This is a genomic window from Variovorax sp. E3 (assembly GCF_016082275.1).
GTDB lineage: Bacteria > Pseudomonadota > Gammaproteobacteria > Burkholderiales > Burkholderiaceae_C > Variovorax.
This window is the reverse complement of sequence record NZ_MOWM01000099.1, coordinates 1-21,674: the sequence shown is the minus strand read 5'-3', so window position 1 is coordinate 21,674 and position 21,674 is coordinate 1. Positions and strand designations below refer to the sequence as shown.

General features: G+C 68.8%; 21 protein-coding genes and 6 pseudogenes. 14 read left to right on the top strand and 13 right to left on the bottom strand.

The features are described 5' to 3' along the window. Window positions 1-57 precede the first annotated feature (57 nt). Window positions 58-330, bottom strand: coding sequence for a DUF2164 domain-containing protein (locus BMG07_RS27090; RefSeq protein WP_198087124.1), 273 nt, complete (start codon window positions 328-330; stop codon window positions 58-60). A gap of 176 nt (window positions 331-506) precedes the next feature. Here BMG07_RS27090 and BMG07_RS27085 point away from each other — a divergent pair, with 176 nt between their 5' ends. Both BMG07_RS27085 and BMG07_RS27080 read left to right on the top strand, forming a co-directional pair. Then, on the top strand, window positions 507-1,694 hold the full coding sequence (locus BMG07_RS27085) for a YncE family protein (RefSeq protein ID WP_198087123.1): 1,188 nt from the start codon (window positions 507-509) through the stop codon (window positions 1,692-1,694). Window positions 1,695-1,724: 30 nt separating this feature from the next. Continuing rightward, window positions 1,725-1,937 carry a hypothetical protein gene (locus tag BMG07_RS27080; RefSeq protein ID WP_198087122.1) on the top strand — a complete coding sequence of 71 codons (213 nt, stop codon included), beginning with the start codon at window positions 1,725-1,727 and terminating at the stop codon, window positions 1,935-1,937. A 19-nt stretch (window positions 1,938-1,956) separates the two neighbouring features. Here BMG07_RS27080 and BMG07_RS27075 read toward each other — a convergent pair whose 3' ends face one another. From BMG07_RS27075 to BMG07_RS27065, 3 genes and pseudogenes are all read right to left on the bottom strand, one after another. Beyond that, a complete protein-coding gene (locus tag BMG07_RS27075) occupies window positions 1,957-2,865 on the bottom strand; it encodes a DUF808 domain-containing protein (RefSeq protein WP_198087121.1) in 909 nt (302 codons plus the stop codon). Window positions 2,866-2,980: 115 nt separating this feature from the next. After that, a complete protein-coding gene (locus tag BMG07_RS27070; protein ID WP_198087120.1) occupies window positions 2,981-3,667 on the bottom strand; it encodes a PepSY-associated TM helix domain-containing protein in 687 nt (228 codons plus the stop codon). 21 nt (window positions 3,668-3,688) lie between these two features. Next, window positions 3,689-4,206, bottom strand: a pseudogene (locus tag BMG07_RS27065) (N-acetyltransferase family protein). An 87-nt stretch (window positions 4,207-4,293) separates the two neighbouring features. Between BMG07_RS27065 and BMG07_RS27060 the strand changes: the two are divergent. The 3 genes and pseudogenes from BMG07_RS27060 (at window position 4,294) to BMG07_RS27050 (ending at window position 5,039) form a co-directional block, all read left to right on the top strand. Beyond that, window positions 4,294-4,443 (top strand): hypothetical protein, encoded by a 150-nt coding sequence (locus BMG07_RS27060; RefSeq protein ID WP_172839976.1) that lies wholly within the window; start codon window positions 4,294-4,296, stop codon window positions 4,441-4,443. Further along, the gene (locus BMG07_RS27055) at window positions 4,440-4,742 is read left to right on the top strand and encodes a VF530 family DNA-binding protein (RefSeq protein WP_198087119.1); all 303 of its coding nucleotides are present in this window, start codon (window positions 4,440-4,442) and stop codon (window positions 4,740-4,742) included. Before BMG07_RS27060 ends, BMG07_RS27055 begins: the two co-directional genes overlap by 4 nt. 10 nt (window positions 4,743-4,752) lie before the next feature. Further along, window positions 4,753-5,039, top strand: a pseudogene (locus BMG07_RS27050) (2Fe-2S iron-sulfur cluster-binding protein). Window positions 5,040-5,048: 9 nt separating this feature from the next. Here the strand turns inward: BMG07_RS27050 and BMG07_RS27045 are convergent. Continuing rightward, window positions 5,049-6,256, bottom strand: a pseudogene (locus BMG07_RS27045) (MFS transporter). A 196-nt stretch (window positions 6,257-6,452) separates the two neighbouring features. Between BMG07_RS27045 and BMG07_RS27040 the strand changes: the two are divergent. After that, window positions 6,453-7,111, top strand: a pseudogene (locus BMG07_RS27040) (RluA family pseudouridine synthase). Here the strand turns inward: BMG07_RS27040 and BMG07_RS27035 are convergent. From BMG07_RS27035 to egtB, 5 genes and pseudogenes are all read right to left on the bottom strand, one after another. Next, window positions 7,108-7,554 carry a universal stress protein gene (locus BMG07_RS27035; protein WP_198087118.1) on the bottom strand — a complete coding sequence of 149 codons (447 nt, stop codon included), beginning with the start codon at window positions 7,552-7,554 and terminating at the stop codon, window positions 7,108-7,110. The pseudogene BMG07_RS27040 and the gene BMG07_RS27035 sit on opposite strands and share 4 nt — an antisense overlap. Window positions 7,555-7,696: 142 nt before the next feature. After that, window positions 7,697-8,452: a 2OG-Fe dioxygenase family protein gene (locus BMG07_RS27030; protein ID WP_198087117.1), complete on the bottom strand. Its 756-nt coding sequence runs from the start codon at window positions 8,450-8,452 to the stop codon at window positions 7,697-7,699. Then, window positions 8,449-8,733 carry a DUF427 domain-containing protein gene (locus BMG07_RS27025; RefSeq protein WP_198087116.1) on the bottom strand — a complete coding sequence of 95 codons (285 nt, stop codon included), beginning with the start codon at window positions 8,731-8,733 and terminating at the stop codon, window positions 8,449-8,451. Before BMG07_RS27025 ends, BMG07_RS27030 begins: the two co-directional genes overlap by 4 nt. Window positions 8,734-9,296: 563 nt before the next feature. Next, window positions 9,297-10,303, bottom strand: a pseudogene (gene egtD, locus BMG07_RS27020) (L-histidine N(alpha)-methyltransferase). 2 nt (window positions 10,304-10,305) lie between these two features. After that, window positions 10,306-11,562: an ergothioneine biosynthesis protein EgtB gene (gene egtB, locus BMG07_RS27015; protein ID WP_198087115.1), complete on the bottom strand. Its 1,257-nt coding sequence runs from the start codon at window positions 11,560-11,562 to the stop codon at window positions 10,306-10,308. Between the two features lie 155 nt (window positions 11,563-11,717). On the opposite strand from egtB, the gene BMG07_RS27010 reads away from it, so the two are divergent. From BMG07_RS27010 to BMG07_RS27000, 3 genes are all read left to right on the top strand, one after another. Continuing rightward, window positions 11,718-13,064: an NAD(P)/FAD-dependent oxidoreductase gene (locus tag BMG07_RS27010; RefSeq protein WP_198087114.1), complete on the top strand. Its 1,347-nt coding sequence runs from the start codon at window positions 11,718-11,720 to the stop codon at window positions 13,062-13,064. A 15-nt stretch (window positions 13,065-13,079) separates the two neighbouring features. Then, window positions 13,080-13,331 (top strand): hypothetical protein, encoded by a 252-nt coding sequence (locus BMG07_RS27005; RefSeq protein ID WP_198087113.1) that lies wholly within the window; start codon window positions 13,080-13,082, stop codon window positions 13,329-13,331. An 81-nt stretch (window positions 13,332-13,412) separates the two neighbouring features. Further along, window positions 13,413-15,077, top strand: a complete 1,665-nt coding sequence (locus BMG07_RS27000; protein WP_198087112.1) for a phospholipase D-like domain-containing protein — start codon at window positions 13,413-13,415, stop codon at window positions 15,075-15,077. Window positions 15,078-15,111: 34 nt separating this feature from the next. Here the strand turns inward: BMG07_RS27000 and BMG07_RS26995 are convergent, their stop codons facing one another. Continuing rightward, a complete protein-coding gene (locus tag BMG07_RS26995; protein ID WP_198087111.1) occupies window positions 15,112-15,633 on the bottom strand; it encodes a thermonuclease family protein in 522 nt (173 codons plus the stop codon). Window positions 15,634-15,752: 119 nt separating this feature from the next. On the opposite strand from BMG07_RS26995, the gene BMG07_RS26990 reads away from it, so the two are divergent. Continuing rightward, window positions 15,753-16,232, top strand: a complete 480-nt coding sequence (locus BMG07_RS26990; protein WP_198087110.1) for a tetratricopeptide repeat protein — start codon at window positions 15,753-15,755, stop codon at window positions 16,230-16,232. Between the two features lie 12 nt (window positions 16,233-16,244). Here BMG07_RS26990 and BMG07_RS26985 read toward each other — a convergent pair whose 3' ends face one another. Beyond that, window positions 16,245-17,942, bottom strand: a complete 1,698-nt coding sequence (locus BMG07_RS26985) for a long-chain fatty acid--CoA ligase (RefSeq protein ID WP_198087109.1) — start codon at window positions 17,940-17,942, stop codon at window positions 16,245-16,247. Between the two features lie 188 nt (window positions 17,943-18,130). On the opposite strand from BMG07_RS26985, the gene BMG07_RS26980 reads away from it, so the two are divergent. From BMG07_RS26980 to BMG07_RS26970, 3 genes are all read left to right on the top strand, one after another. Beyond that, window positions 18,131-18,688, top strand: a complete 558-nt coding sequence (locus BMG07_RS26980) for a CHRD domain-containing protein (protein ID WP_198087108.1) — start codon at window positions 18,131-18,133, stop codon at window positions 18,686-18,688. Window positions 18,689-18,826: 138 nt separating this feature from the next. Further along, window positions 18,827-19,267: an OsmC family protein gene (locus BMG07_RS26975; protein WP_198087107.1), complete on the top strand. Its 441-nt coding sequence runs from the start codon at window positions 18,827-18,829 to the stop codon at window positions 19,265-19,267. Between the two features lie 41 nt (window positions 19,268-19,308). Further along, the gene (locus BMG07_RS26970) at window positions 19,309-20,274 is read left to right on the top strand and encodes a tripartite tricarboxylate transporter substrate binding protein (protein ID WP_198087106.1); all 966 of its coding nucleotides are present in this window, start codon (window positions 19,309-19,311) and stop codon (window positions 20,272-20,274) included. A 39-nt stretch (window positions 20,275-20,313) separates the two neighbouring features. Here the strand turns inward: BMG07_RS26970 and BMG07_RS26965 are convergent, their stop codons facing one another. Continuing rightward, complete coding sequence (locus BMG07_RS26965) at window positions 20,314-21,042, bottom strand: Crp/Fnr family transcriptional regulator (protein WP_198087105.1); 729 nt, start codon at window positions 21,040-21,042, stop codon at window positions 20,314-20,316. Window positions 21,043-21,184: 142 nt separating this feature from the next. Here BMG07_RS26965 and BMG07_RS45075 point away from each other — a divergent pair. Continuing rightward, window positions 21,185-21,674, top strand: a pseudogene (locus tag BMG07_RS45075) (ester cyclase); the annotation flags it as partial.

Sequence of the window (21,674 nt, the reverse complement as noted above, 5' to 3'; positions counted from 1 at the left end):
TTGAAGCACTTTTGAAATCGCGGCGATGCGTGGGCGCGACGCCCCGCCCACGGCCGCCTACTTGCCCTTCTTCGCCTTGTCGTACTTGCGCCAGTACTGGAACTCGTCCTCGTGCACCTCGAGGTCGATCTCCGAGATGCGCAGCTGCAGCCGTTCCTGCACCTCGGCCACGGCCTTGTTGTAGACCAGCGGGCCGACCTCTTCGAGGAAAAAGCCCAGCAGCGCGCCGGCGCCGATGTTGCCGATGGGCTCTTCCATGTTCTCGCGGAAATAGCGCTCGATGGAGGTGATGGCCTGCTGGCGCGCTTCCTTCGATATCTCGATGGTCATGGGTGGTCGTCTCTCAGGGATTCGGTCGATCGATTGTGCCGGGCACGGGTCGGAGCCGTTGCGCATCGAAGCGTTCATGGCGCAAGGGGCAAGAGGTCGTCGCCCATTCTTGCCGCTTTCGGCGCCGCGCCTTTCGCTACGATGCGCCCCACACAACAAAACTGGAGACAGACGCCATGAAGATCCGCCCCGCCGCGCTCGCGGCCCTTGCACTGGCCGCGCTGGCCGGCTGCACGAGCATGACGCCCACCGTGCCGCAGCGCCAGTTGATGCTGGTGGCCAACGACGAAAAGCAGTCGTGGAACGACGCCGGCGGCGTGATCCTCGGGCCCATGGGGCGCGACACCGTGCAGGTGCTCGACATCGGCACCGACCCGCTGGCGCCCAAGGTGCTGGGCACGCTGCAGCTCGACAACACCATTGCCGGCCCGCCGACCAACCTGGCCATCACGCCCGGCGAAACGCTGGCGCTGGTCGCGAACTCGCTCAACGTGGTCGAGGAGAACGGCGTGCGCAAGCAGGTGCCCGACAACCGCCTGTTCGTGATCGACCTGACCACCACGCCGCCCAAGCTGCTCGACACGCTGCAGCTCGGCAAGCAGCCCTCGGGCCTGTCGATCAACCGCGCGGGCACGCTGGCGCTGGTGGCCAACCGCGCCGACAACTCGGTGAGCGTGCTGCGCATCGCGGGCAAGAAGGTCACGCTGATCGACACCGTGGCCATGGGCGACTCGGTGGCGCATGTGCGCTTCACGCCCGACGGCAAGCGCGCGCTGGCGGCCAAGTTCCCGAGCCACAAGATCGCGCTGCTCGAGGTGAACGGCGAGAAGGTCAGCTACAACAAGGTCGACCTCGCGGCGGGCCTGTGGCCCTACAACGTCGACGTGACGCCCGACGGCAAGCTCGCGCTCACGGCCGACAACGGCAACTCGGGCGCGTCCGACGGCCAGGTCGACACGGTGAGCGTGATCGACATGGAGGCCGCGCCGCCGCGCGTGGTCGACAAGGTGGTGGTCGGCGACGGCCCCGAAGGCCTGGCCGTGAGCCCGACCGGCAAGCATGCGGTGGCCGTGATCTTGCGCGGCAGCAACGCGGCCAAGAACGCCTACTTCTACAACCGCAACGGCTCGGTGGTGCTGCTGAAGATCGACGGCAAGAAGGTCACGCGCGCCAACGAAGTGGTGGTGCGCGGCCTGCCCGAGGGCGCGGTGTGGAGCGCCGACGGCAAGTACCTGTACGTGGGCAATTTCATCGACCAGGACATCACGATCCTGCGGCTCGACGGCGACACGCTGGTGCCGACCGGCAAGTCGTTCCCGCTGCAGGGCCACCCGGCCGCGATGCGCGGGACAATGACGCACTGACCCTTACTTTTCCCGGACGACAAAGAAGCCATGGCGCAACCCAAACGACAACTCCGCACGCTCGAACGCGGCATCCTCTGCCTCGTGATCGGCGCCGCCGTTCTGCTGGGGCCGCGCTTCCTGCAGGGCACGCGCTGGTTCGAGATGGTGGCGGGCGCGTACCTGGTCGGCTGGTTCGCGCTGGCGCTGGGCACGGCGCTGGTGGTGGTCGAGCTGTTCAAGCGCGGCAAGCCGCGCCAGTAAGCCCGCGCAAGGGCCTGGCTCAGGTCTTCTTGCCGCGCAGCTTGCCGACCAGCTCCACCACGGCCAGCACGACGGCGCCGGCCACGATGCCCACGCCGGCGTTCACGCCCATCGAGCCCAGCGTGCCGAACACGCCGCCCGTGGCCTTGGCCCAGTCCTCGACCGCATGGCCCAGCGCCGGCACGCCGTGCACCAGGATGCCGCCGCCCACGAGGAACATGGCGGCCGTGCCGGCCACCGACAGCGCCTTCATGAGCCACGGCGCCGCCGCCAGGATGCCCCGGCCCAGCGCGCGGGCCGCGGCGCTGGCGCGCTGGCTCAGGTAGAGGCCCGCGTCGTCGAGCTTCACGATGCCGGCCACCAGCCCGTACACGCCGATGGTCATGATCAGCGCGATGCCGACCAGCACGCTGAGCTGCGTCGTGAACGGCTGGCCCTGCACGGTGCCCAGCGTGATGGCGATGATTTCGGCCGAGAGAATGAAGTCGGTGCGCACCGCGCCCTTGATCTTGTCCTTCTCGATGGCGACCACGTCGACCGAGGCGTCGGCCACGGCCTGCTCGTGGCGCTCGGTGCCTTCGGCGTGTTCCTTCTTGTGCAGGAACTTGTGGGCCAGCTTCTCGGCGCCCTCGAAGCACAGGAATGCGCCGCCGACCATCAGCAGCGGCGTCACCAGCCACGGCAGCCAGGTGCCGATGGCCAGCGCGGCCGGCACCAGGATGGCCTTGTTGACGAACGAGCCCTTGCACACGGCCCACACCACCGGAATTTCGCGTTCGGCGCGCACGCCGGACACCTGCTGCGCATTGAGCGCGAGGTCGTCGCCCAGCACGCCGGCCGTTTTCTTGGCGGCCACTTTGGTGAGGATCGACACGTCGTCCAGAACGGTCGCGATGTCGTCGAGCAGCAGGAGCAGGCTGGTGGCCATGGGCAAAGGTCGGGCTGAAAAGAAGCGGCGAGCTTAGCCGCAGCCGCGAGCCGCCCTTGCAATAACCGTACGTTGTCGCCCCGAACGCACGGCCGGGCCGTGCACTATGACCGGATCAGAGCGCGCTCAGCGCAATGACCAGCACGGCGGTCAGCGAGGCGCCGAACAGCGCCAGCCCGACACGGCGGCGGCGGTGCGTGAGCATCCACAGCGCCACGCCCGAGAGCGACAGGAAGATCAGGCTGCCGGCCAGCGTGTCGACCAGCAGGATCCAGGGCAGCGGCATGCCGCCGCCCTTGTGCATGCTGGTGAGCGTGGCGACAAAGCCGTTGTGCGTGGTGGTGACACCGACCGAGCGGTTGCCCTGCCAGTACTCGGCCTGCACCGTTTCATTGGGGCCGCCGAAGTTGAAGACCCAGTGCGCCGGCTGCGTGAGCGCCGGGGCGCCCCGGTCGCTCTTGTCGGCCCAGGCCACGGGCTTGGCCGGCTCGATGCGGCTGGAGTTGGGCGGTGCGCCCAGGCGCAGCGCGTTCTGCAGCCACTGGCTCATGGCCTCGGGCGTTTCGGGCGCCGGCTCGGGCAGGGCCAGCTGGGCGCGCGTGCGCTCTTGCGCCTGCGGCAGCTTCAGCACGTTGCGGTGGTTGAGCCAGATGCCGCTGAAGCCGAACAGCAGCCCCAGCACCGCGCCCCAGAGGCCGAACCAGCCGTGGGTGCGGCGAATCCATTGCACGACGCTCGTGCGGCGCTGGTGCGAGCGCACGCGCGCGGCGTGGCCCAGGGTGGCGGTGCTGTTTGCGTCCATGTCGGCGGCCCGGTCGGTCTGTCAGGAAACGTCGCGCTTCAGGCGGATTTCCTCGACACGCACGGTGCCCAGGGCGGTGGTCTTGGCCGTCTTCATCTCGCGCTTGAAGCCCGCGAGTTCGTGGAAGCGCATGGCCCGGTCGTTGCGAATGGGCACCCAGATGGTGACGGTGGTGCAGCCTTCTTCGCCCAGGCCTTCGCGGGCGGCGTCCCACAGGGCCACGCCGGCGCCTTGCCCCAGTGCTCGGGCTTGACGTAGATGGCCCAGATTTCACCGGTGGTGGGCGGGGTCTTGGGGTCGCGCGAGCGGTCGAAGCCCACGAAGCCGACGATCTGGCCCTCGAAGGTGACCACATGCACCTGGGGTTCGCTGTATTCGATGGCTTCGCGCCACTTGGCTTCGCGCGAGGCCGGGGCCAGCGTGCGCAGCTCTTCTTCGGGAAGGATGCCTTCGTAGGCGGCCTTGGCGGCCAGGGCATGGACTTCGGCGACGGCCTTGGCGTCGCGCAGGGTGGCGGGGCGAACTTCGTAATCTGACATGAATGCGGGGAAATCAATGGAACCGCGTATTGTCGCCGCACCGCTAAACTGCTTGTTGCATCCGTCGTAACAACAGGAGAAATCGACATGGCCAAGGGTCAGCAACGCAGCACCAAGGAAGCGAAGAAACCGAAGAAGGACACCTCGCCGCCCAAGCCCGTCGGCACCGGCGGCATCGAGCCGGTTCGCACGGTCACCACGGCCGTGATCCCGCGCGGCAAGCTCAAGAACAAGTGACCGACGAAGCACCGGCGCCGGCACCAGCGGCCGCCAAGCCCGCGCAACCGCGCAATCCGTTGCACGGGCTCACGCTGGAAGCCATCGTGACGGCGCTGGCCGGCCACTACGGATGGGAACAGCTCGCGCAGCTGGTGCCCATCCGGTGCTTCGCGATCGACCCGAGCGTGAGCTCCAGCCTCAAGTTCCTGCGCAAGACCCCCTGGGCGCGCGAGAAGGTCGAGAGCCTCTACCTCTTCATGCTGCGCGAGCAACGCCGCGAACAACAGCAGCAGAACGACAACAACCCCACCCCCTGACCCCACAACGATGAAGGTTCGACTCGAACGTCGGGCCTCGCGTTCGAGACCGACGCCGGCACCACGCTGCTGCAGGCCGCCGAGGCCGCGGGCATCGAGATGCCCAGCAGTTGCCGCAACGGCACCTGCCGCACCTGCATCTGCCGGCGGCTGTCGGGCGAAACCCGCCACACCATCGAATGGCCGGGCCTGAGCCTCGACGAAAAGGAAGAAGGCTGGATCCTGCCCTGCGTGGCGCAGGCGGTCAGCGACCTGAAGCTCGACGTGCCGGGCGCGCGCGCCCTGTTCGCCGACTGAACGCGCGGCCTACGTTGCCGCCGGCGGCCTGACGACAGGCGCCGCAGCCACCACCATGCGGTCGCGCCGGGCCAGCGACGGGAACAGCTTGAACCACGTGAGCGCGACCAGCATCGTGCCCACCCCGCCCACCACCACCGAGCCGACCGGTCCCAGCAGCGCTGCCGTGCGCCCGACTCGAACTCGCCGAGCTGGTTGCTGGCGCCGATGAAGATCGAGTTGACCGCGCTCACCCGCCCGCGCATGGCGTCGGGCGTTTCCAGCTGCACCAGCGTCTGGCGGATCACCACGTTGACCATGTCGGCCCCGCCCGAGACCGCCAGCGCGACGAGCGAGACGATGAAGCTCTTCGAGATGCCGAACACCACCATGCACAGGCCGAACAGCGCAATGGCCAGCAGCAGCGTGCGCCCGATGTTGCGCTCCACCGGCCGGCGCGTGAGCGCGATCGACATCACCAGCGCGCCAACGGCGGGCGCGCTGCGCAGCAGGCCCAGGCCCCAGGGGCCGGTGTGCAGGATGTCCTTGGCATAAATGGGCAGCAGCGCCACCGCGCCGCCCAGCAGCACCGCGAACAGGTCGAGCGAGACCGCGCCGAGCACGGGCTTGCGTTTCCAGATGAAGTCGACGCCCGCGAACACCGTGGCCAGCGTGACCGGCTCGCGCACGGCCGGCGTGTAGGCGTAGCGCAGGCGCAGCACCAGCGCGCAGGCCAGCGCGAAGCACACCACGCTGGCGCCGTAGACCACCGCCATGCCCGCCACGAACAAGAGCCCGCCCAGGGCCGGGCCGCCGATGATCGCGCCCTGCATGCCGGCCGAGCTGAAGGCCATGGCCCGCGCCAGCATGGTCGGCGGCACCAGCAGCGGCGTCAGCGCCTGCTGCGCCGGCATCTGGAAGGCGCGCACCGCGCCCAGCACCAGCGACAGGCCCAGCAGCAGGCCGCGCGAGTCGTGCTTCTGCGCCACCGCCAGCAGCAGCACCAGCGCGACCAGCCCCTGCACCGCGAAACAGGCCGCGACGATGCGCCCCCGGTGGTGGCGGTCGACGATGTGGCCCGCCAGCAGCGCCAGCAGCAGCGCGGGCACGAACTGGTAGAGGCCGACCAGGCCCAGGTCCCAGGCGCTGCCGGTGAGCTCGTACATGTGCCAGCCGATGGCCACCAGCAGCATCTGCGAGGCGGCGGTGCCGAAGAGCCGCGCCGTCCACATCTGCATGAAGGGACGCTCGCGGGTCAGGTCGGAAAAGCTGGGTGGGGAGACAGCGCCCGCCGGGAGAGCGGCGGCTGCGGGGGGAAAGGAAGCGGGAGCGGGGTCGGGGCCGGACATTCGCTCAAGGATAGCCTAGGCACCGTGAGCGCGGCATGAGGGGGCCTGAACGCCCTTGGGAGGCTCTCTACACTCGACGGCTCCCATGACCTTGCCGCCGCCCCTGCTCCCCGTTCACGAAGACCCGTACCTGCTGGTGTTCGACAAGCCCGCCGGCCTGCTCTGCGTGCCCGGCCGCGGCGACGACAAGCAGGACTGCCTGAGCGCCCGCGCCTGCGGCAATGGCCCGACGCGTTGATCGTGCACCGGCTCGACATGGGCACCAGCGGCCTCGTGGTGATGGCGCGCGGCCTGGCGATGCAGCGCGCCCTGAGCACGGCCTTTGCCGAGCGGCGGGTGCACAAGCGCTACGAAGCCGTGGTCGACGGCGCGATGCCGATGTGCGAGGACTGGTCCGAGATCGACGCCCCGCTGATGGCCGACTGGCCGCGCCGGCCGCTGCAGAAGATCGACCCGGCGGGCAAGCCCAGCGTCACGCGCTGGAAGGCGATGTCGGCATGGCCCGGCGAGCCGGCCGCCACGCATGTGCTGCTGGAACCGCTGACCGGCCGCTCGCACCAGTTGCGCGTGCACCTGCTGTCGATCGGCCATCCGATCCTGGGTGATGCGCTGTATGGCGATGCCGCCGTGCAGGCCCGCGCGCCGCGCCTGCTGCTGCATGCGAGCGAGCTGGGCTTCGTGCATCCGGTGACGCGGCAAGACCTTTGCTTCAAGCGGCCAGCGGACTTTGCAATCGCTTCCTAGTGGAAGCCGCCCTTGACCACCAGCACCGGCATGTTCGCGTCCTGCAGCACGCGCTGCGTGACGCTGCCCAGCAGCAGTTTCTCGATGCCGCTGCGCCCGTGCGAGCCCATCACGATCAGGTCGGCGGCGATGGCGATGGCCGTGTCGACGATGCCTTCGTGCACCACGTGGCCGTCGATCACGCGCTGGTCGCTGTGCAGGCCTTCGGCCGCCAAGGCTGCCACGCCGCGCGCGAGCGCCGCGTTGGCGCTGGCCGTGGCCGCGGCGAGGTATTCGTTCTGGCCGAGCGCGTAGTCCGCGCCCACGCCGATGAAGGGGTAGTTGTCGATCACGTGAATCAGCGTGATGCGGCTTCCAAAGGCCAGCGCGAGGCCGCTGGCCTTGCTGACAGCGAGCATGGAAGTTTCGGAGCCGTCGATGGGTACCAGGATGTGATTGAACATGGCGGACCTCGCTTTCGTTCGCAGCAGACAGACACGGCTCACAAAGAGCCGGGGCTCGAATTTAACCGCTGTTCGGCGGGCGGACTGTAGGACTCAAGCCAGCGACGGCGCGGCGCCTTGCGCATGCGCCGCCGGGCGGTTTTCAGTCTCCCTGAAAACCCTTGGCTCGGCAGGTGATCACGAGCGTGTCGCGCCAGCCTTCGCCGCCCTCTTCCAGCGGCTGGATCGGCGTGGACTCGTGGATCACGCGCGCGTCGTCGAGCACCAGCAGGGTCCAGGGCTCGGTCATGGTGAAGCGTTCGCCGCGACGGCCGTTGGCCTCGAACACGCGCGTCTCGCCGCCCTTGATGCCCTGCCGGCCGACCAGCGCGACAGCCACCAGGTCCACACCGTCGCGGTGCGCGCCTTCGGGCGTCGGGCGGCCGATGCCGCCGGCGGTGTCGATGCGGAACTGGTGCGCTTCCACGTACCAGCGCTGCGGCGCGCCGCGCATGTCGCTGCTGGCCTTGCCCAGCTGCTGCAGCAGGCGCTGCCACACGGGTTGCGCCACGGTGGCGTCGAGCATCGGCGCGAACCAGCGCTGCATGCCGCCGTGCAGCGCGTTGTATTCGACCGGCTGCCAGTGCGCGCGGTGCGGCACCTGCGCGAGCGTGGCGTGGTCGTCGGGCTCGACGGTGAAGCAGGCGTGGCGCCGCGTGCGGTAGCGGCCGCCGTCCTTCAGGTACTCGTCGGGCGGGAGTTCGTTCCAGTCCGCGTGCAGCGCTTCGAGCTGCGCGAGCGGGGCGCCGAGCCATTCGCTGACGCCCTGGGGGCTCAGCACCGCGTAGCCCTGGTCGCGCAGGGCGGCGGGCAGGTCGGCGGGGGCGATGAACGGGGGAGTGAAGGCGGCCGTGGTCACTGCGCGCTGACCTTCACGTCCTTCCAGAAGGCGACGCGGTCGCGAATCTCTTCGGCTTCCGGCTTCGGGTCGGCGTAGTACCAGGCGGCGTCGGTGTTGAGTTCGCCGTTGACCAGCAGCGAGTAGTAGCTCGCGGTGCCCTTCCAGGGGCAGGTGGTCTTGTGGTTGCTGAAGGTGACGTGATCGCGATTGAGCGAGCTCATCGGGAAATAGTGGTTGCCTTCGACGAGCACGGTGTCGTCGCTTTCGGCGACGGTGACGCCGTTCCAGGTTGCTTTCATGGTCTTGGTCTCCAGGGGGAGGGGTTGCGGGCGCTGGCCGTTGCGCTGCCGCACGGGGCGAGGGGTATTGTGCCGCTGCTGCGGACTGCAGCTTTCTTCGCTGGTTTTTCTACCTTGTTTGGGGAGTTTGTTTTCCGGGGCCGGGTCTCGCCCCGGCGGGCGACCTACTTTTCTTTGCTTCGCCAAAGAAACGTAGGCAAAAGAAAGGCGACCCTACCGTCTGCGACCCTCCGCTTCGCTGCGGGCAACCTGCGGTGCTCGCGTTTCGCGGGGTCTCGTCCAAACTCGCTTCGCTCAAACAAGGACGAGCCCTTGTCCGCGAAACGCTCCGCTCCTCGGCGCAGCCAGAAGGGATTGGGAACCGAACGCGCCATTGCTTCGCTCGGCGCGAACGGAACTGCCGCACAGCGGCAGTTCCGCGTGGAGGGCGAGCACCGCAGGTTGCCCGCAGCGAAACGGAGGGTCGCAGACAGTGGGGTCGCCTTTTCTTTGCTTACTTTCTTTTGGCGAAGCAAAAGAAAGTGAGTCGCCCGCCGGGGCGAGACCCGGCCCCGAAAAACAAACTAGGCAGCCAGCCAGTGAACGCTGAAGAGCCTCTCAGGATCCGTCCACACAGCCCCTGGCTTGAACCCTGCCCGAGCGGCCAGAGCACGCAACCCGTCGACAGTGAACTTGTGCGAGTACTCCGTATGAATAGTCTCGCCCTCCTCAAACCCGAACCTTTCCCCGTTCAACGAAACGCTCTGGGCACGACGCTCACCAGATGCATCTCGATCCGCCGCCGAGGCGCGTTGTAGAACGCCGCATGGGCAAACCCATCAAGGTCGAAGTCCGCATTCAACTCCGCATTCGCCCGGCGCAGCAGGTTGAGATTGAACTCCCCCGTCACCCCTTGCGCATCGTTATAAGCCGCATGCAACCGCCCCGGTTCCTTCACCAGATCGACCCCGATCAAGAGCCCACCGCCACGCAACATCCGCGCAGCCAGCTGCAGAAAAGCCAACGCCTCGTCAGGCTCGAAATTCCCGATCGTCGAACCCGGAAAAAACCCGACCCTTCGGCCGGCGCCAGCCATCGGCGCGGGCAGCACCATCGGCATCGTGTAGTCTGCGGCAATGGGCTGCACCACGAGCGCCGGATAGTCGGCCTTCAACCGCTCGGCCGCCGCCTCGAGGTGCTCGCCGGAGATGTCGATCGGCAGATAGCGCTTGGGCGACTCCAGCGCATCGAGCAGCAGACGCACCTTGGTGAGCGAGCCCGCGCCGAACTCCACGATCTCGGCATTCGGGCCGATCTGCGCCGCGATCTCGCCGGCGCACTCGCCGAGGATGCGCAGTTCGGTGCGCGTCGGGTAGTACTCCGGCAGTTCGCAGATGCGGTCGAACAGCTGCGAACCGGCCACGTCGTAGAAGAACTTGGGCGAAATGCTGCGCGGCGATCTCGCGAGCCCGGCCTGCATCTCGCGGCCGAACTCCGACAGCGGCGCGGCGGCGGTTTCAGGGGCGGACGCGGCGCGTGCCTTCGCAGGCACGAACGACAGCGAGGAAGAAGACGAGGTTGGATTGCGCATGATCAAAGGTCTTTCGCGAGCCGCAGCCCCGAGAACTGCCAGCGCGCCGCCGGCGGAAAGAAGTTGCGATAGCTGGGCCGCGCATGCCCGGCCGGCGTGGCCACGCTGCCGCCGCGCAGCACCAGCTGCCCCACCATGAACTTGCCGTTGTATTCGGCCGCGATGCCGGGCATCGGCCTGAAGCCCGGATACGGGTCATACGACGAACGCGTCCACTGCCACACGTGGCCCGTCATCTGCACGATGCCGGGCGCGTCGTAGGCGGCTTCCCATTCGAACTCGGTCGGCAGGCGCGCGCCGGCCCATTCGGCATACGCGGCGGCTTCGTAGAAACTGAGTTGCGACACGGGCGCGTCGGCTTCCATCGGGCGCACGCCGTGCAGGCCGAACACATGCCATCCCGCCGCGCCCTGCGCCTGCTGCACACCGAAGCCCAGGCGCGGATCGTCGGGCGCGAGCCAGTACGCCGGGTGGCGCCAGCCGTTCGCCTGCACCGCCGCCCATCCGTCGGACAGCCACAGCTCGGGCCGCTGGTAGCCGCCGTCGGCAATGAACTGCGCGAAGTCGCCGCAATTCACCAGCCGGTCGGCCATGGCGTGCGGCTGCACCAGCGCCTGGTGGCGCGGGGTCTCGTTGTCGAAAGAAAAATCGTGCCCCGCGAAGCCGACCTCGACCACGCCGCCGGGCTGCGCGATCCAGCGCACCGCGGGCGGCACGGCGGCCAGCCGCAGCGCCGGGCCGCTCGCGGGCTTGTACGCTGGCAGCATCGGGTTGCACGACAGCGCATGCAGGATGTCGGTGAGCAGCAGCTCCTGGTGCTGCTGCTCGTGGTTCAGCCCGAGCGTGACGATGGGCTCGATGGCCGCCCAGTCGATGCCGGCCTCTTCAAGCAGCGCCACCACCGCCTCGTCCACATGCCGGCGGTACGCATGCACCTCGTCCACTGACGGCCGCGTGAGCAGGCCCCGGTGCGGACGCGGATGGCGCGGGCCGAGCGCTTCGTAGTACGAGTTGAAGAGGTAATGAAAGCGCGTGTCGAAAGGCTGGTAACCCGTGGCGTGCGGCTGCAGCAGCACCGTCTCGAAGAACCACGTGGTGTGCGCCAGGTGCCACTTGGTGGGGCTCGCGTCGGGCATCGACTGGATGCACTGGTCTTCGGCGGAAAGCGGGGCGGCAAGCGCCAGGCTCGTGGCGCGCACCTCGCGGAATCTGTCGCGCAGTGCGCTCGCCGCCTGTGTGATCGGCCGGGAAAGCGTCATGGGGTCTCCAGTCGGGTCAGCCGCAAGTTGTAGCCCATCCGGGTGACAGCGGGGCGTAGGACAAAACGCCGCCGCCGCGCCGCCCGGAAATCGGCGGGCAGCCACTGTGGCACAAGACGCCGGAGCGTGCATGGCGGCTGCGTATCATCCGTCGGATGCAAACGACCAACCCCTCGGGCAGGCCACGAATCGTCATCGTCGGCTGCGGATTCGGCGGACTCGAAGCGGCACGCAAGCTGCAGAACGCGGCCGTCGACGTGACGGTGATCGACAAGACCAACCACCACCTGTTCCAGCCCCTGCTCTACCAGGTGGCGACCGCCGGGCTCGCGGCGCCGTCGATCGCGGCGCCGGTGCGCGCGCTGTTCCGCAAGCAGCCGCATATCACCACGCTGCTGGGCGAAGTGAGCGGCATCGACCCCGCCACGCGCGCCGTGCGGCTGGCCAACGGCGACAGCGTGCCCTACGACCACCTGATCGTCGCGGCGGGCGCCACCCACAGCTACTTCGGCAACGACCAGTGGGCGCCCGTGGCGCCGGGCCTGAAGACGCTGGCCGATGCCTTCGAAATCCGCCGCCGCGTGCTGCTGTCGTTCGAGACGGCCGAGATCACCACCGACCCCGAACGCCGCCGCGCCCTGCTCACCTTCGTGGTGATCGGCGCCGGCCCGACCGGCGTCGAAATGGCCGGCACGCTGGCCGAGATCGCCAAGCACACGCTGTCGGGCGAGTTCCGCCACATCGACCCGGCCAGCGCCCAGGTGCTGCTGGTCGAAGGCGGCCCGCGCGTGCTGCAGGCCATGCCCGAGTCACTGAGCCAGAAGGCGCTGGAGCAGCTCGAGCGGCTGGGCGTCGAGGTGCGCCTGAACGCGCGCGTGACCGCCATCGACGCCACCGGGCTCGAAGTGCAGACCGGCGGCGGCGCGGGCGGCACGGCGGTTGCCAGCTACCGAATCGATAGCAGCTGCGTGGTCTGGGCCGCCGGCGTGGCGGCTTCGCCGCTGGGCCGCATGCTCGGCAATGCCACGGGCGTGGAGTGCGACCGCGCGGGCCGCATCAAGGTCGAGCCCGACCTGAGCCTGGCGGGCTACCCCGACATCAGCGTGGTGGGCGACCTGGCCGCCGCCATGAGCCACGCGCCCGGCAAGCCGCCCAGGCCGGTGCCCGGCGTGTCGCCCGGCGCCAAGCAGATGGGGCGCGCGGCGGCGGCCAACATCCTGCGCCGCATCGCGGGCCAGCCGACCGTGCCGTTTCGCTACGCCGACTACGGCAACCTCGCCACCATCGGGCGCAACTCGGCGGTGGTCGACCTGGGCACGCCCTTCGGCCCGCTGCGCTTCAGCGGCCGGCTGGCGTGGCTGTTCTGGCTGTTCGCGCACGCGTACTTCCTGATCGGCTTTCGCAACCGCATCGTCGTGATGATGGACTGGGCCGGCGCCTACTGGAGTTTCCAGCGCAATGCGCGCGTGGTGGCCGACGTGCAGGGCAAGGGCGAGTCCTGAGGCGGCGCAGCAGCGATGTCGCTCACGCTGTGGATCGTGCTGCACGCGGCGCAGGCGCTGCTGTGGCTCTGGGTGCTGCGCTGGGGCGGCGCCGACTACCTCGAGGGCACTTTTCTCTCGGGCTTCATCTTCAACAACTTCGCGCCGCGCTGGAACGCCGAAGGCCTGCGCATGGCGGCGCTGATCCTGCTGGTGTTCTGCGCGATCACCTTCGTAGCGGGGCTGTTCTTCCCGTCGCTGCGCTGCTGGGTCCACGGCGCCTGCTGACGCCGCGCGAAGGCCCGCGCGGGCCTGTCATTGCCATGTCATGGCGCTTGCACTCAATGCGGGCTGCAACAGGAGCACGCCATGCAAGTGAAGGTCCATCACAACGGCGACGATGCGTTCATCGCCTGGAAACCCGAAGGCTTCATCAAGGACTGCCGGGGCTTCGCGCTCATGCGGCGGCGCAACGGCGTGGAGGAAGTGGTCAGCACCTGGGTCGGCTTCGCCGATGAAAAGCAGAAGGACGGCGAGCGCCGCGCGTCCACCAACTGGCCGATCCAGAAGTACCAGTGGACCGACTACATGGCCCACCCCGGCGACCGCCTGCAGTACCGCGTGGTGCCGATGGTCGGCCCCGACCGCAAGAACCTGCGCGCCGACAGCGACGACGCCAGCGAGTGGACCGACGCCATCGTGCTCGACCACGAGGTGTCGCCCAAGATCGAGGCGTACTTCAATCGCGGCATCGTCGCCTCGCAGTGGGTGTCGCGGCGGCTGGGCATCACCGCCGACGACCTCAAGACGAAGAAGCTGCGCAAGGTCATCGAGACGCCCGACGATCCGTTTCGCGCCTACCTCATGGGCCCGCTGGGCGAGCGCCTGTTCGCGCTGCTGGCGCAAGCGGCGAGCGAGAAGCGCGACGTGTACGCGGCCCTTTACGAGCTGGACGACGAGGCGCTGGAGACCGCGCTCGAAAAATTCCGCAAGCGCGCGCACGTGGTGCTGGCCAACGGCAGCGTGAAGAAGAAAGGCGAAGACCAGAACGCCGCCGCCCGCGAACGGCTGGCCGCCAAGATCGACCTGCACGACCGCATGGTGTCGCCGCGCGCGCTGGGGCACAACAAGTTCCTCGTCATCTGCGACGCCGAACAGAAGCCGCGCTGGGTGTGGACCGGCAGCCAGAACTGGACGCAGACCGGCCTGTGCACGCAGGCCAACAACTCGCTGCTGCTCGACGACTTCGAACTGGCGCGCGAATACCGCAAGCAGTGGGACCTGCTCAAGGACGCCGGCGACCAGACGCCGCAGACGCTGAAGGACGAGAACAGCCGCCCGCGCGCCACCAAGGTCGGCCCCGCGCCCACGCGGCTGTGGTTCACGCCGACCGTGGGCCAGGTCGACCTGGAAGAGGCGCGCGCCATCGTGCAGGGCGCGCAACAGGCGGTGCTGTTCCTGATGTTCAACCCCGGCCCGGCCGACACGCTGCTCAACGAGATCATCGACACCGCGCGCGCCGGCGACGGCGAGCACCGGCTCTACATCAAGGGCGTGATCAACCAGGACCCGAGCACCACGGCCCACCCCGTGGAGCTGTTCGACCAGGCCAACTCGCAGAAAGCCGACTTCGACGTGGTGCTGCCCGCCGCCATCGACGCGCCGACCAAGTGGTTCCGCCGCGAGCTGAAGAAGCTGCCCGACACCTTCGCCATGGTGCACAGCAAGGTCGTGCTGGTCGATCCGTTTTCAGACCACCCGGTGCTGCTGACCGGCTCGCACAACCTAGGGCCCAAGGCCAGCGGCATCAACGACGAGAACCTGCTGATCGTGCGCGACGCGCCGGGGCTGGCGTCGGCGTATGCGACCAACATCATGTCGATCTACAACCAGTACCGCTGGCGCTTTCGGCGCGCGGTGCAGAAGCCCTCGAAGCAATGGAAGGGGCTGGAAGACGGCGACAGCTGGCAGAAGGGCTACCTGAAGCCCGGCGGCGCGGCGCTGCGCGAGATCGACTTCTGGGTCGGCGCCTGAGGCTTGGCCTTGGCGCCGGCGCCCTGCTTCAGGCTCAGAAGAAGAACCCGTTGGGGCGCGAGTTGTGCTCGCGGCGGCGCCAGTCCCACGGCGGCGTCGGCTTGGCATCGGCCCACAGGCCACGGTGCTGCGCACGCGCCTTGGCCTCGAGCTTGAAGAGCCCGCCGCCGCGCTTGGTCACGATGTTGTTGTAGTCGTAGACCCAGGCCCAGCCTTCGGACACCATGCGGCTGCCGACGTCCTCGCCGTTGCAGCTGACGTCGGCCACGGTGCGGCCGTAGCGGTCGGTGTCGACCTCGGAGATGAGCGCGGTCTCGCTGAAGCACAGGCTGCTGAGCGCCTGCCGGCTGCGCTGACCATAGGGCTGCGCTTTTTCGGGGGCGTCGATGGCCGCGATGCGCACCTTGACGCGCTCGTAGGCGCCGGTGCGGCCGCAGCGCGCGGTAAGGGTGTCGCCGTCGCTGATGCCGACGACAAGGCAGGAACGGGGCGCGGCGTGGGTCAGGAAGGGGGAAAAGGCAAGAAGGCTGAAAAGCAGCAGCGCGCGCAAATGCATGAAGAAGCCGGAGATAGGCAGAATGACGGAACCGATCGAGGCTAAGTGATCCACGCGCCGGAACCGGTCGGTACACAGACTTTTTCTTTTGAGCCCTGCTTCGAAGGAGAGCACGCACCATGCAAGAACCCACCCAGGACGACTGGTTCCTCGCGGCCAACGACGCATGGGACGCCGGCGCGCACAAGAAGGCCCTCTCGCTGTTCCTCAAGGCCGCCGCCGCCGGCGAGACCCACGCGCTGAACAGCGTCGGCTACTTTCTCGACCACGGCATCGGCGTGAAGCAGAACCCCGAAGCCGCGCGCGACTGGTACCGCAAGGCCGCCAAGGCGGGCGACGTGGCGGGCTGCGCCAACCTTGCCATCTGCTACCGCGACGAAGGCAACTTCCGCTGGGCGCGTTTCTGGTTCGAGAAGGCCTACGCGCAAGGCGACGGCGACGCCGCGCTGGAACTGGGGCGGCTCTTCCTGTGGGAAGGGCCGAACCAGAACCGGCACAAGGTGGTGGACTACCTGGGCAAGGCGGTGGCCTCGCCGTCCATCACTTCGGACGGACGGAAAGAGGCGGGTTCGCTGCTGAAGTCGCTGGGCCGCAAGTAAGGCGCGCCGCGCTCACTTCGCCTTGCCTTCGTCTTCCTGCAGCAACCGCCACATCACCTTGCCGCTGCCGCTCTTGGGCAGCGCGTCCACGAACTGCACCTTGCGCGGGATCTTGTAGACCGCCATGTTCTCGCGGCACCAGTCGATGATTTCCTGCTCGGTCGTGTCCTTGTGCGTGGCGCGCAGCACCACCACGGCCTTGACCGATTCGCCGCGGTAGTCGTCCTTGGTCGAGATGACGCAGGCCTCCTGGATCGCGGGGTGGCGGAACATCAGCAGCTCGACCTCGGCCGGCCACACCTTGAAACCGCTCGCGTTGATCATCCGCTTGAGGCGGTCGGTGATGAAGAAGTAGCCGTCCTCGTCCATGCGGCCCATGTCGCCCGAGCGGAAGAAGCGCTTGCCCTCGAACTCGACGAAAGCCGAGGCCGTGGCGTCGGGGCGCTTCCAGTAGCCCTGGAACACCTCGGGGCCGTGGATGATGATTTCGCCCGATTCGCCGACGGGCATTTCGACCAGCGTGTCGGGGTCGACCACGCGCGCGTCGGTGCTCATGAACGGAATGCCCAGGCACTGCTGCTTGGGGTTGTCCGACGGGTTTGTGTGCGAGGGCGCGGCGGTCTCGGTGAGGCCGTAGCCCTCCTGGTACTTCAGGCCGTACTGCTCGAACAGCCGCTGCGCCACCGCCTGCGGCATGGCCGCGCCGCCGCCGCCGATGTAGTTCATGCTCGACAGGTCGTAGCTCGCGAAATTCGGGCTGGCCATGAGGTCGATGACCATGGTCGGGATGTTGGTCCAGGCCGTGACCTTCCAGCGCGAGATGAGCCGGCCGGCCACGTCGCGGTCCCAGCGCGGCATGATGACCAGCGTGGCCGCCGCCAGGATGGCGGTGTGCATCATGCTGACCACGCCCGTGATGTGGAACATGGGCACCACGGCCAGCACCACCGCCTCGGAGGTCGAGCCGCCCCACATCTGGCCGGCCATGGCGTTGTGCATCAGGCTCGAATGGTGGTGCACGCAGCCCTTGGGCAGGCCGGTGGTGCCGCTGGTGTAGGGCAGCAGCGCCATGTCGTTGGCGCCCACCACGTGCGCGGGCGCCGGGTGGCCGGCGGCCAGCGCGTCGGTCCACGCCATGACCTGGCCGTCGGCCAGCGCGGGCAGCGGATGGCGGGTGGTGAGCCAGTCTTTCCAGGCCGGCGCCGGGGCGTCGTCGCCCGACGCGTCGGCGTCGAAGGCGTCGGTGAACTGGGTCACGATCATGTGCGACAGCCGCTGCGCGGGCGGCAGCGCATCGCTGGCCTTGGCCAGTTCGGCCGCGAGGTCGCCGGTGATGATCGCCACCTTGGCGTCGGGGTCGGTGATGTAGTGCTTGAGCTCCTCGGCACGGTTCATCGGGTTGACCGGCACCACCACGGCATTGGCGCGCAGGATCGCGAAATGCGCGATCACCAGCTGCGGGCAGTTCTGCATGTCCAGGATCACGCGGTCGCCGCGCTTCACGCCCAGCGCATGCAGCGCGCCGGCCAGGCGCTCGGCCTGCGCGGCGAACTCGCCATAGCTGAGCACGCGGCCGAAGAACACGAGCGCGGGCTTGTCCGGGTAGCGGGCGGCCGAGGTGGCCAGGTTGTGCCACAGCGAGGTGGCGGGGACGGTGATCGAATGGGGAAGGCGTTTGGGCCAGAACTTGTAATGCGGGCGTTGTTGCATGGTGAGAACAGGCGGGGAGCGAGAGGGGAGAAAAAAGCGGGCTGCATGCAGCCTAAGCCGCCGGGCGCGCCGCTCCCATCGGGGAAGCCCGTGGGGCGTCGCCTAGGTGACGCCCTTTTTTCGTACGCCGCGCCATCGGCTATCGTGCAGGCCCCGGGCCATGCGCCCGCAGCCTGCTGCTCTTTCTCATGCCCGAGCTCGTACGACAAACACTGCGCCGAAGATCCCTGCTGCTGGGCAGCACGTTGACCGCGCTGGCCGCGTCCGGCTGCGCGCTGGCTTCCCGGTTCGAAGCACCGGCGCCGGCGACGGACTCGCAGCCCCCGACGCCGCCGACCTGGTTCATGGTCGACGGCTCGCTCGAAACCCGGGACGTGGTCCCGCCCCACGCCGGCAAGGGCGGCGGCTCGATGTTCGGCACACTGACGCTGGCCACCGGCGCGTTCACGTGGCGCGTGACCTACGCGCGCCTGAGCGGGCCGGCAACGCTCGCGGGCTTCTACGGCCCCGCCGCCAGGGGCAGCAACGGCCCGCTGGCGATCCGGTTGCCGCCGCACACCCAGGCCGTGCAGCTCAACCCGGGCTCCGACGGCTACGAGCTCACCGGCACGAGCATGCTGACGCCGGCACAGATGGCCGACCTCATGGCCGGCCTCTGGTATGTCGGCATATCGACCCGCGCCTGGCCAGAGGGCGAAGTCCGGGCGCAGATGACGCGCAGCACCGCCGGCGTGCACGGCGGCTGAGGGCGGCTGGCATCGGCTGACACCGGCCAGGGGCGCGGCACCGGCGTCGCCGGTGCCACCGCCACGCACGATGCGCCCTGCGACTACAGACAGCCACGCATTTCGGCGCGATACCTGCGGTCTTTCAAAGGAAATTCCATGGCAGCAGACAAGCACGCAAGCGTTCACTGGGAAGGCGCCGGCAAGACCGGCAAGGGCCAGGTCAGCACCGAGACCGGCGCCCTCAAGGACTACCCCTACGGCTTCGCCAGCCGCTTCGAGGACGACAAGCGCGGCACCAACCCCGAGGAGATCGTCGGCGCGGCCCATGCAGCCTGCCTGACGATGGCCTTTGCCTTCGCGCTCGAGAAGGAAGGCTTCACGGCCAGCAGGATCGACACCAAGGCGGCCGTGCGCCTGGCCAAGGACGGCGACGGTTTCAAGATCGACCGCATCGCGCTCGAACTCGACGCCGCCGTGCCCAAGCTCGACGAAGCCAGGTTCCAGCAGATCGCGGCCGCCGCCAAGGCCGGCTGCCCGCTGTCGAAGGCGCTGGCGAGCGTGCCCGAGATCACGCTGAAGGCCACGCTGGCCGGCTGAGCGGGCTGCTTATGATCGTCTCCACAACAAGGAGACGGATCATGAACACGCCCATCCGGACCGCGCTGGCGGTCCTTTCTTTCAGCCTCGGCACGGCCGCGCTGGCCGCCTACCCCGACAAGCCGATCAAGCTGGTCATCGGCTTTCCGGCCGGCGGCCCGCTCGACCAGCACGCGCGCCTTCTGACCGACAAGCTGCAGGCCGTGCTGGGCCAGCCGCTGATCGTCGACTACAAGCCCGGCGCCGGCGGATCGGTCGGGGCCGACGCCGTGGCCAAGAGCCCCGCCGACGGCTACACGCTCATGCTGGCCAACACCGGCGTGGCCGTGATCAACGGCGCGCTCTACAGCAAGCTGCCCTACAACACGCAGCGCGACTTCGTGCCCATCGCGCGCACCGCCATGCAGCCGCTGGCGCTGCTGGTCACGCCCAAGCTGCCGGTGCAGAACCTCAAGCAGTTCGTCGACTACGCCAAGGCGCGGCCCGGCCAGGTCAACTACGGCTCGGCCGGCAACGGCGGCATCAGCCACCTGGTGCCCGAGATGTTCAAGACCGCGACCGGCATCTTCATGGTGCACATCCCCTACCGGGGCAGCGCGCCGGCCTTCACCGACCTGATGGGCGGGCAGGTGCAGTTCATGGCCGAGTCGATTCCGCAGGCGGCCAACTACCACAAGCAGGGCAAGGTGCGTGCGCTGGCCGTGACCAGCCGCGAGCGCAACCCCGCCCTGCCCGACGTGCCGACGGTGATCGAGTCGGGCGTCAAGGGCTTCGAGGTGGTGGGCTTCTACGGTTTCCTCGCGCCGAAGGACACGCCGAAAGACGTGGTCGCCAGGCTCAGCGACGCCTTCAAGCAGGTGCTGAACAACCCCGAGGTGCGCGACCGCATGGTGAGCCAGGGCGCCGACCCGGCCTACCTGGGCAGCGAGGACTTCGCGCGCTTCCTGGCGACGGAGACGCCGCGCTGGGAGAAGGCGGTGAAGGCTTCGGGCGCGCGGATGGACTGAAAGGCTCGCCCCGCGCGGCCCCGCGCGGCCCCGCCCGATTCAGCTCGGCGTGGCCGCGTGCCGCTCGAGTTGCGCGCGATCGAGCAGCTCGATGGCACGGTAGCGCACGCGCAGCGTACCGTCTTCCTCCCACAGCTTGAGCTGCCGGTTCACGCTCTGGCGCGACACGCCGAGCATGAACGACAGGTCTTCCTGCGACACGCCCAAGAGCGTGCCGCCGCCCTCGCCCGCCCGGTCGCCGTGCGCGTCGAGCGTCAGCAGCCGGTGCGCGAGCCGCACGGGCAGCGGCATCAGGATCACGTCGTCGATCCACGCCAGCGCCTGCCGCAGCCGCAGGCACACCAGCCGCGTGAAAGCCATGTGCACCTCGGGGTGCGCGGCCACCAGGCGGTGGAAATCGGCCGCCGCGACCACGGCCATCTCGGTGGTGTCGACCGCGCAGGTGTCGTAGACGCGCTCGCGCCCCACCAGCAGCGACACCTCGCCGAACCAGTGGCCCGGTTCGAGCATCGCGATCACCGCCTCGCGCCCGCCCGGCGCCACCACGCTCACGCGCAATGACCCGCTGACCACGCCGAACAGCGCGTCGGGCTGCGAGCCCTTGTGGAACAGCGACTCCCCGCGCGCCAGCGTGCGCCGGTGCGCGACGTCGAGCAGGCGCTGCTGCACGTCGCCGGCCAGCCGCATGTCGCTGTTGTGCACCGGGGAGGGCTGCGCGTCGGCGGACGCGGGTTCGGCGGGAAGGGTGGAGACGGGCGTGCGTGGCATCGCGGGTTTGTCCGGAGCGGCGATTGCCAACACCGGACAGTCTTGGTTCGAGGGGCTGCCGATAGTACGCAGCGAGCCCCGGCCAGCGCATTCGCGGCAACCCGGAGCCCCTGTCATTCCCTGTCACATGGAGCACACCCCGATGAACACACCCCGCACCGAACTTCAAGCCCGCCGCGAGCGCCTCGTGCTCGACCATTTCGCCGACGAGACCCGCCAGGACTTCGACGCCGTGCTCGGCACCTTCCCGCACCCGCACTACGAACTGATTCCCAGCGGCGAGGTGCACGACGCATTGCCGACGTGCGCCAGTACTACATCGACACGCGCCGCGCCTTCCCGGACCAGCGCCACGAAATCATCCAGCTGCGGCACGCGGACGACTCGGTGGTCGTGGAGTTCTGGCTGCTGGGCACGCACCGCGGCCCGCTGAAGGGCATTCCGCCGACGGGCAACAGCTTTCGCTGCCGCATGAACGCGTTCTTCATCTTCGAGGGCGACCGGCTGGTGTGCGAGCGCGTGTACTTCGACACGCTGACGATGCTGCGGCAGCTGCTGGTGGGCGTGCCTGCGGCGAACGTCGCGGCGCTGGTGGGCAGCCTGCTGGGCCAGCCCGCCGCCGCGCCCGCGCC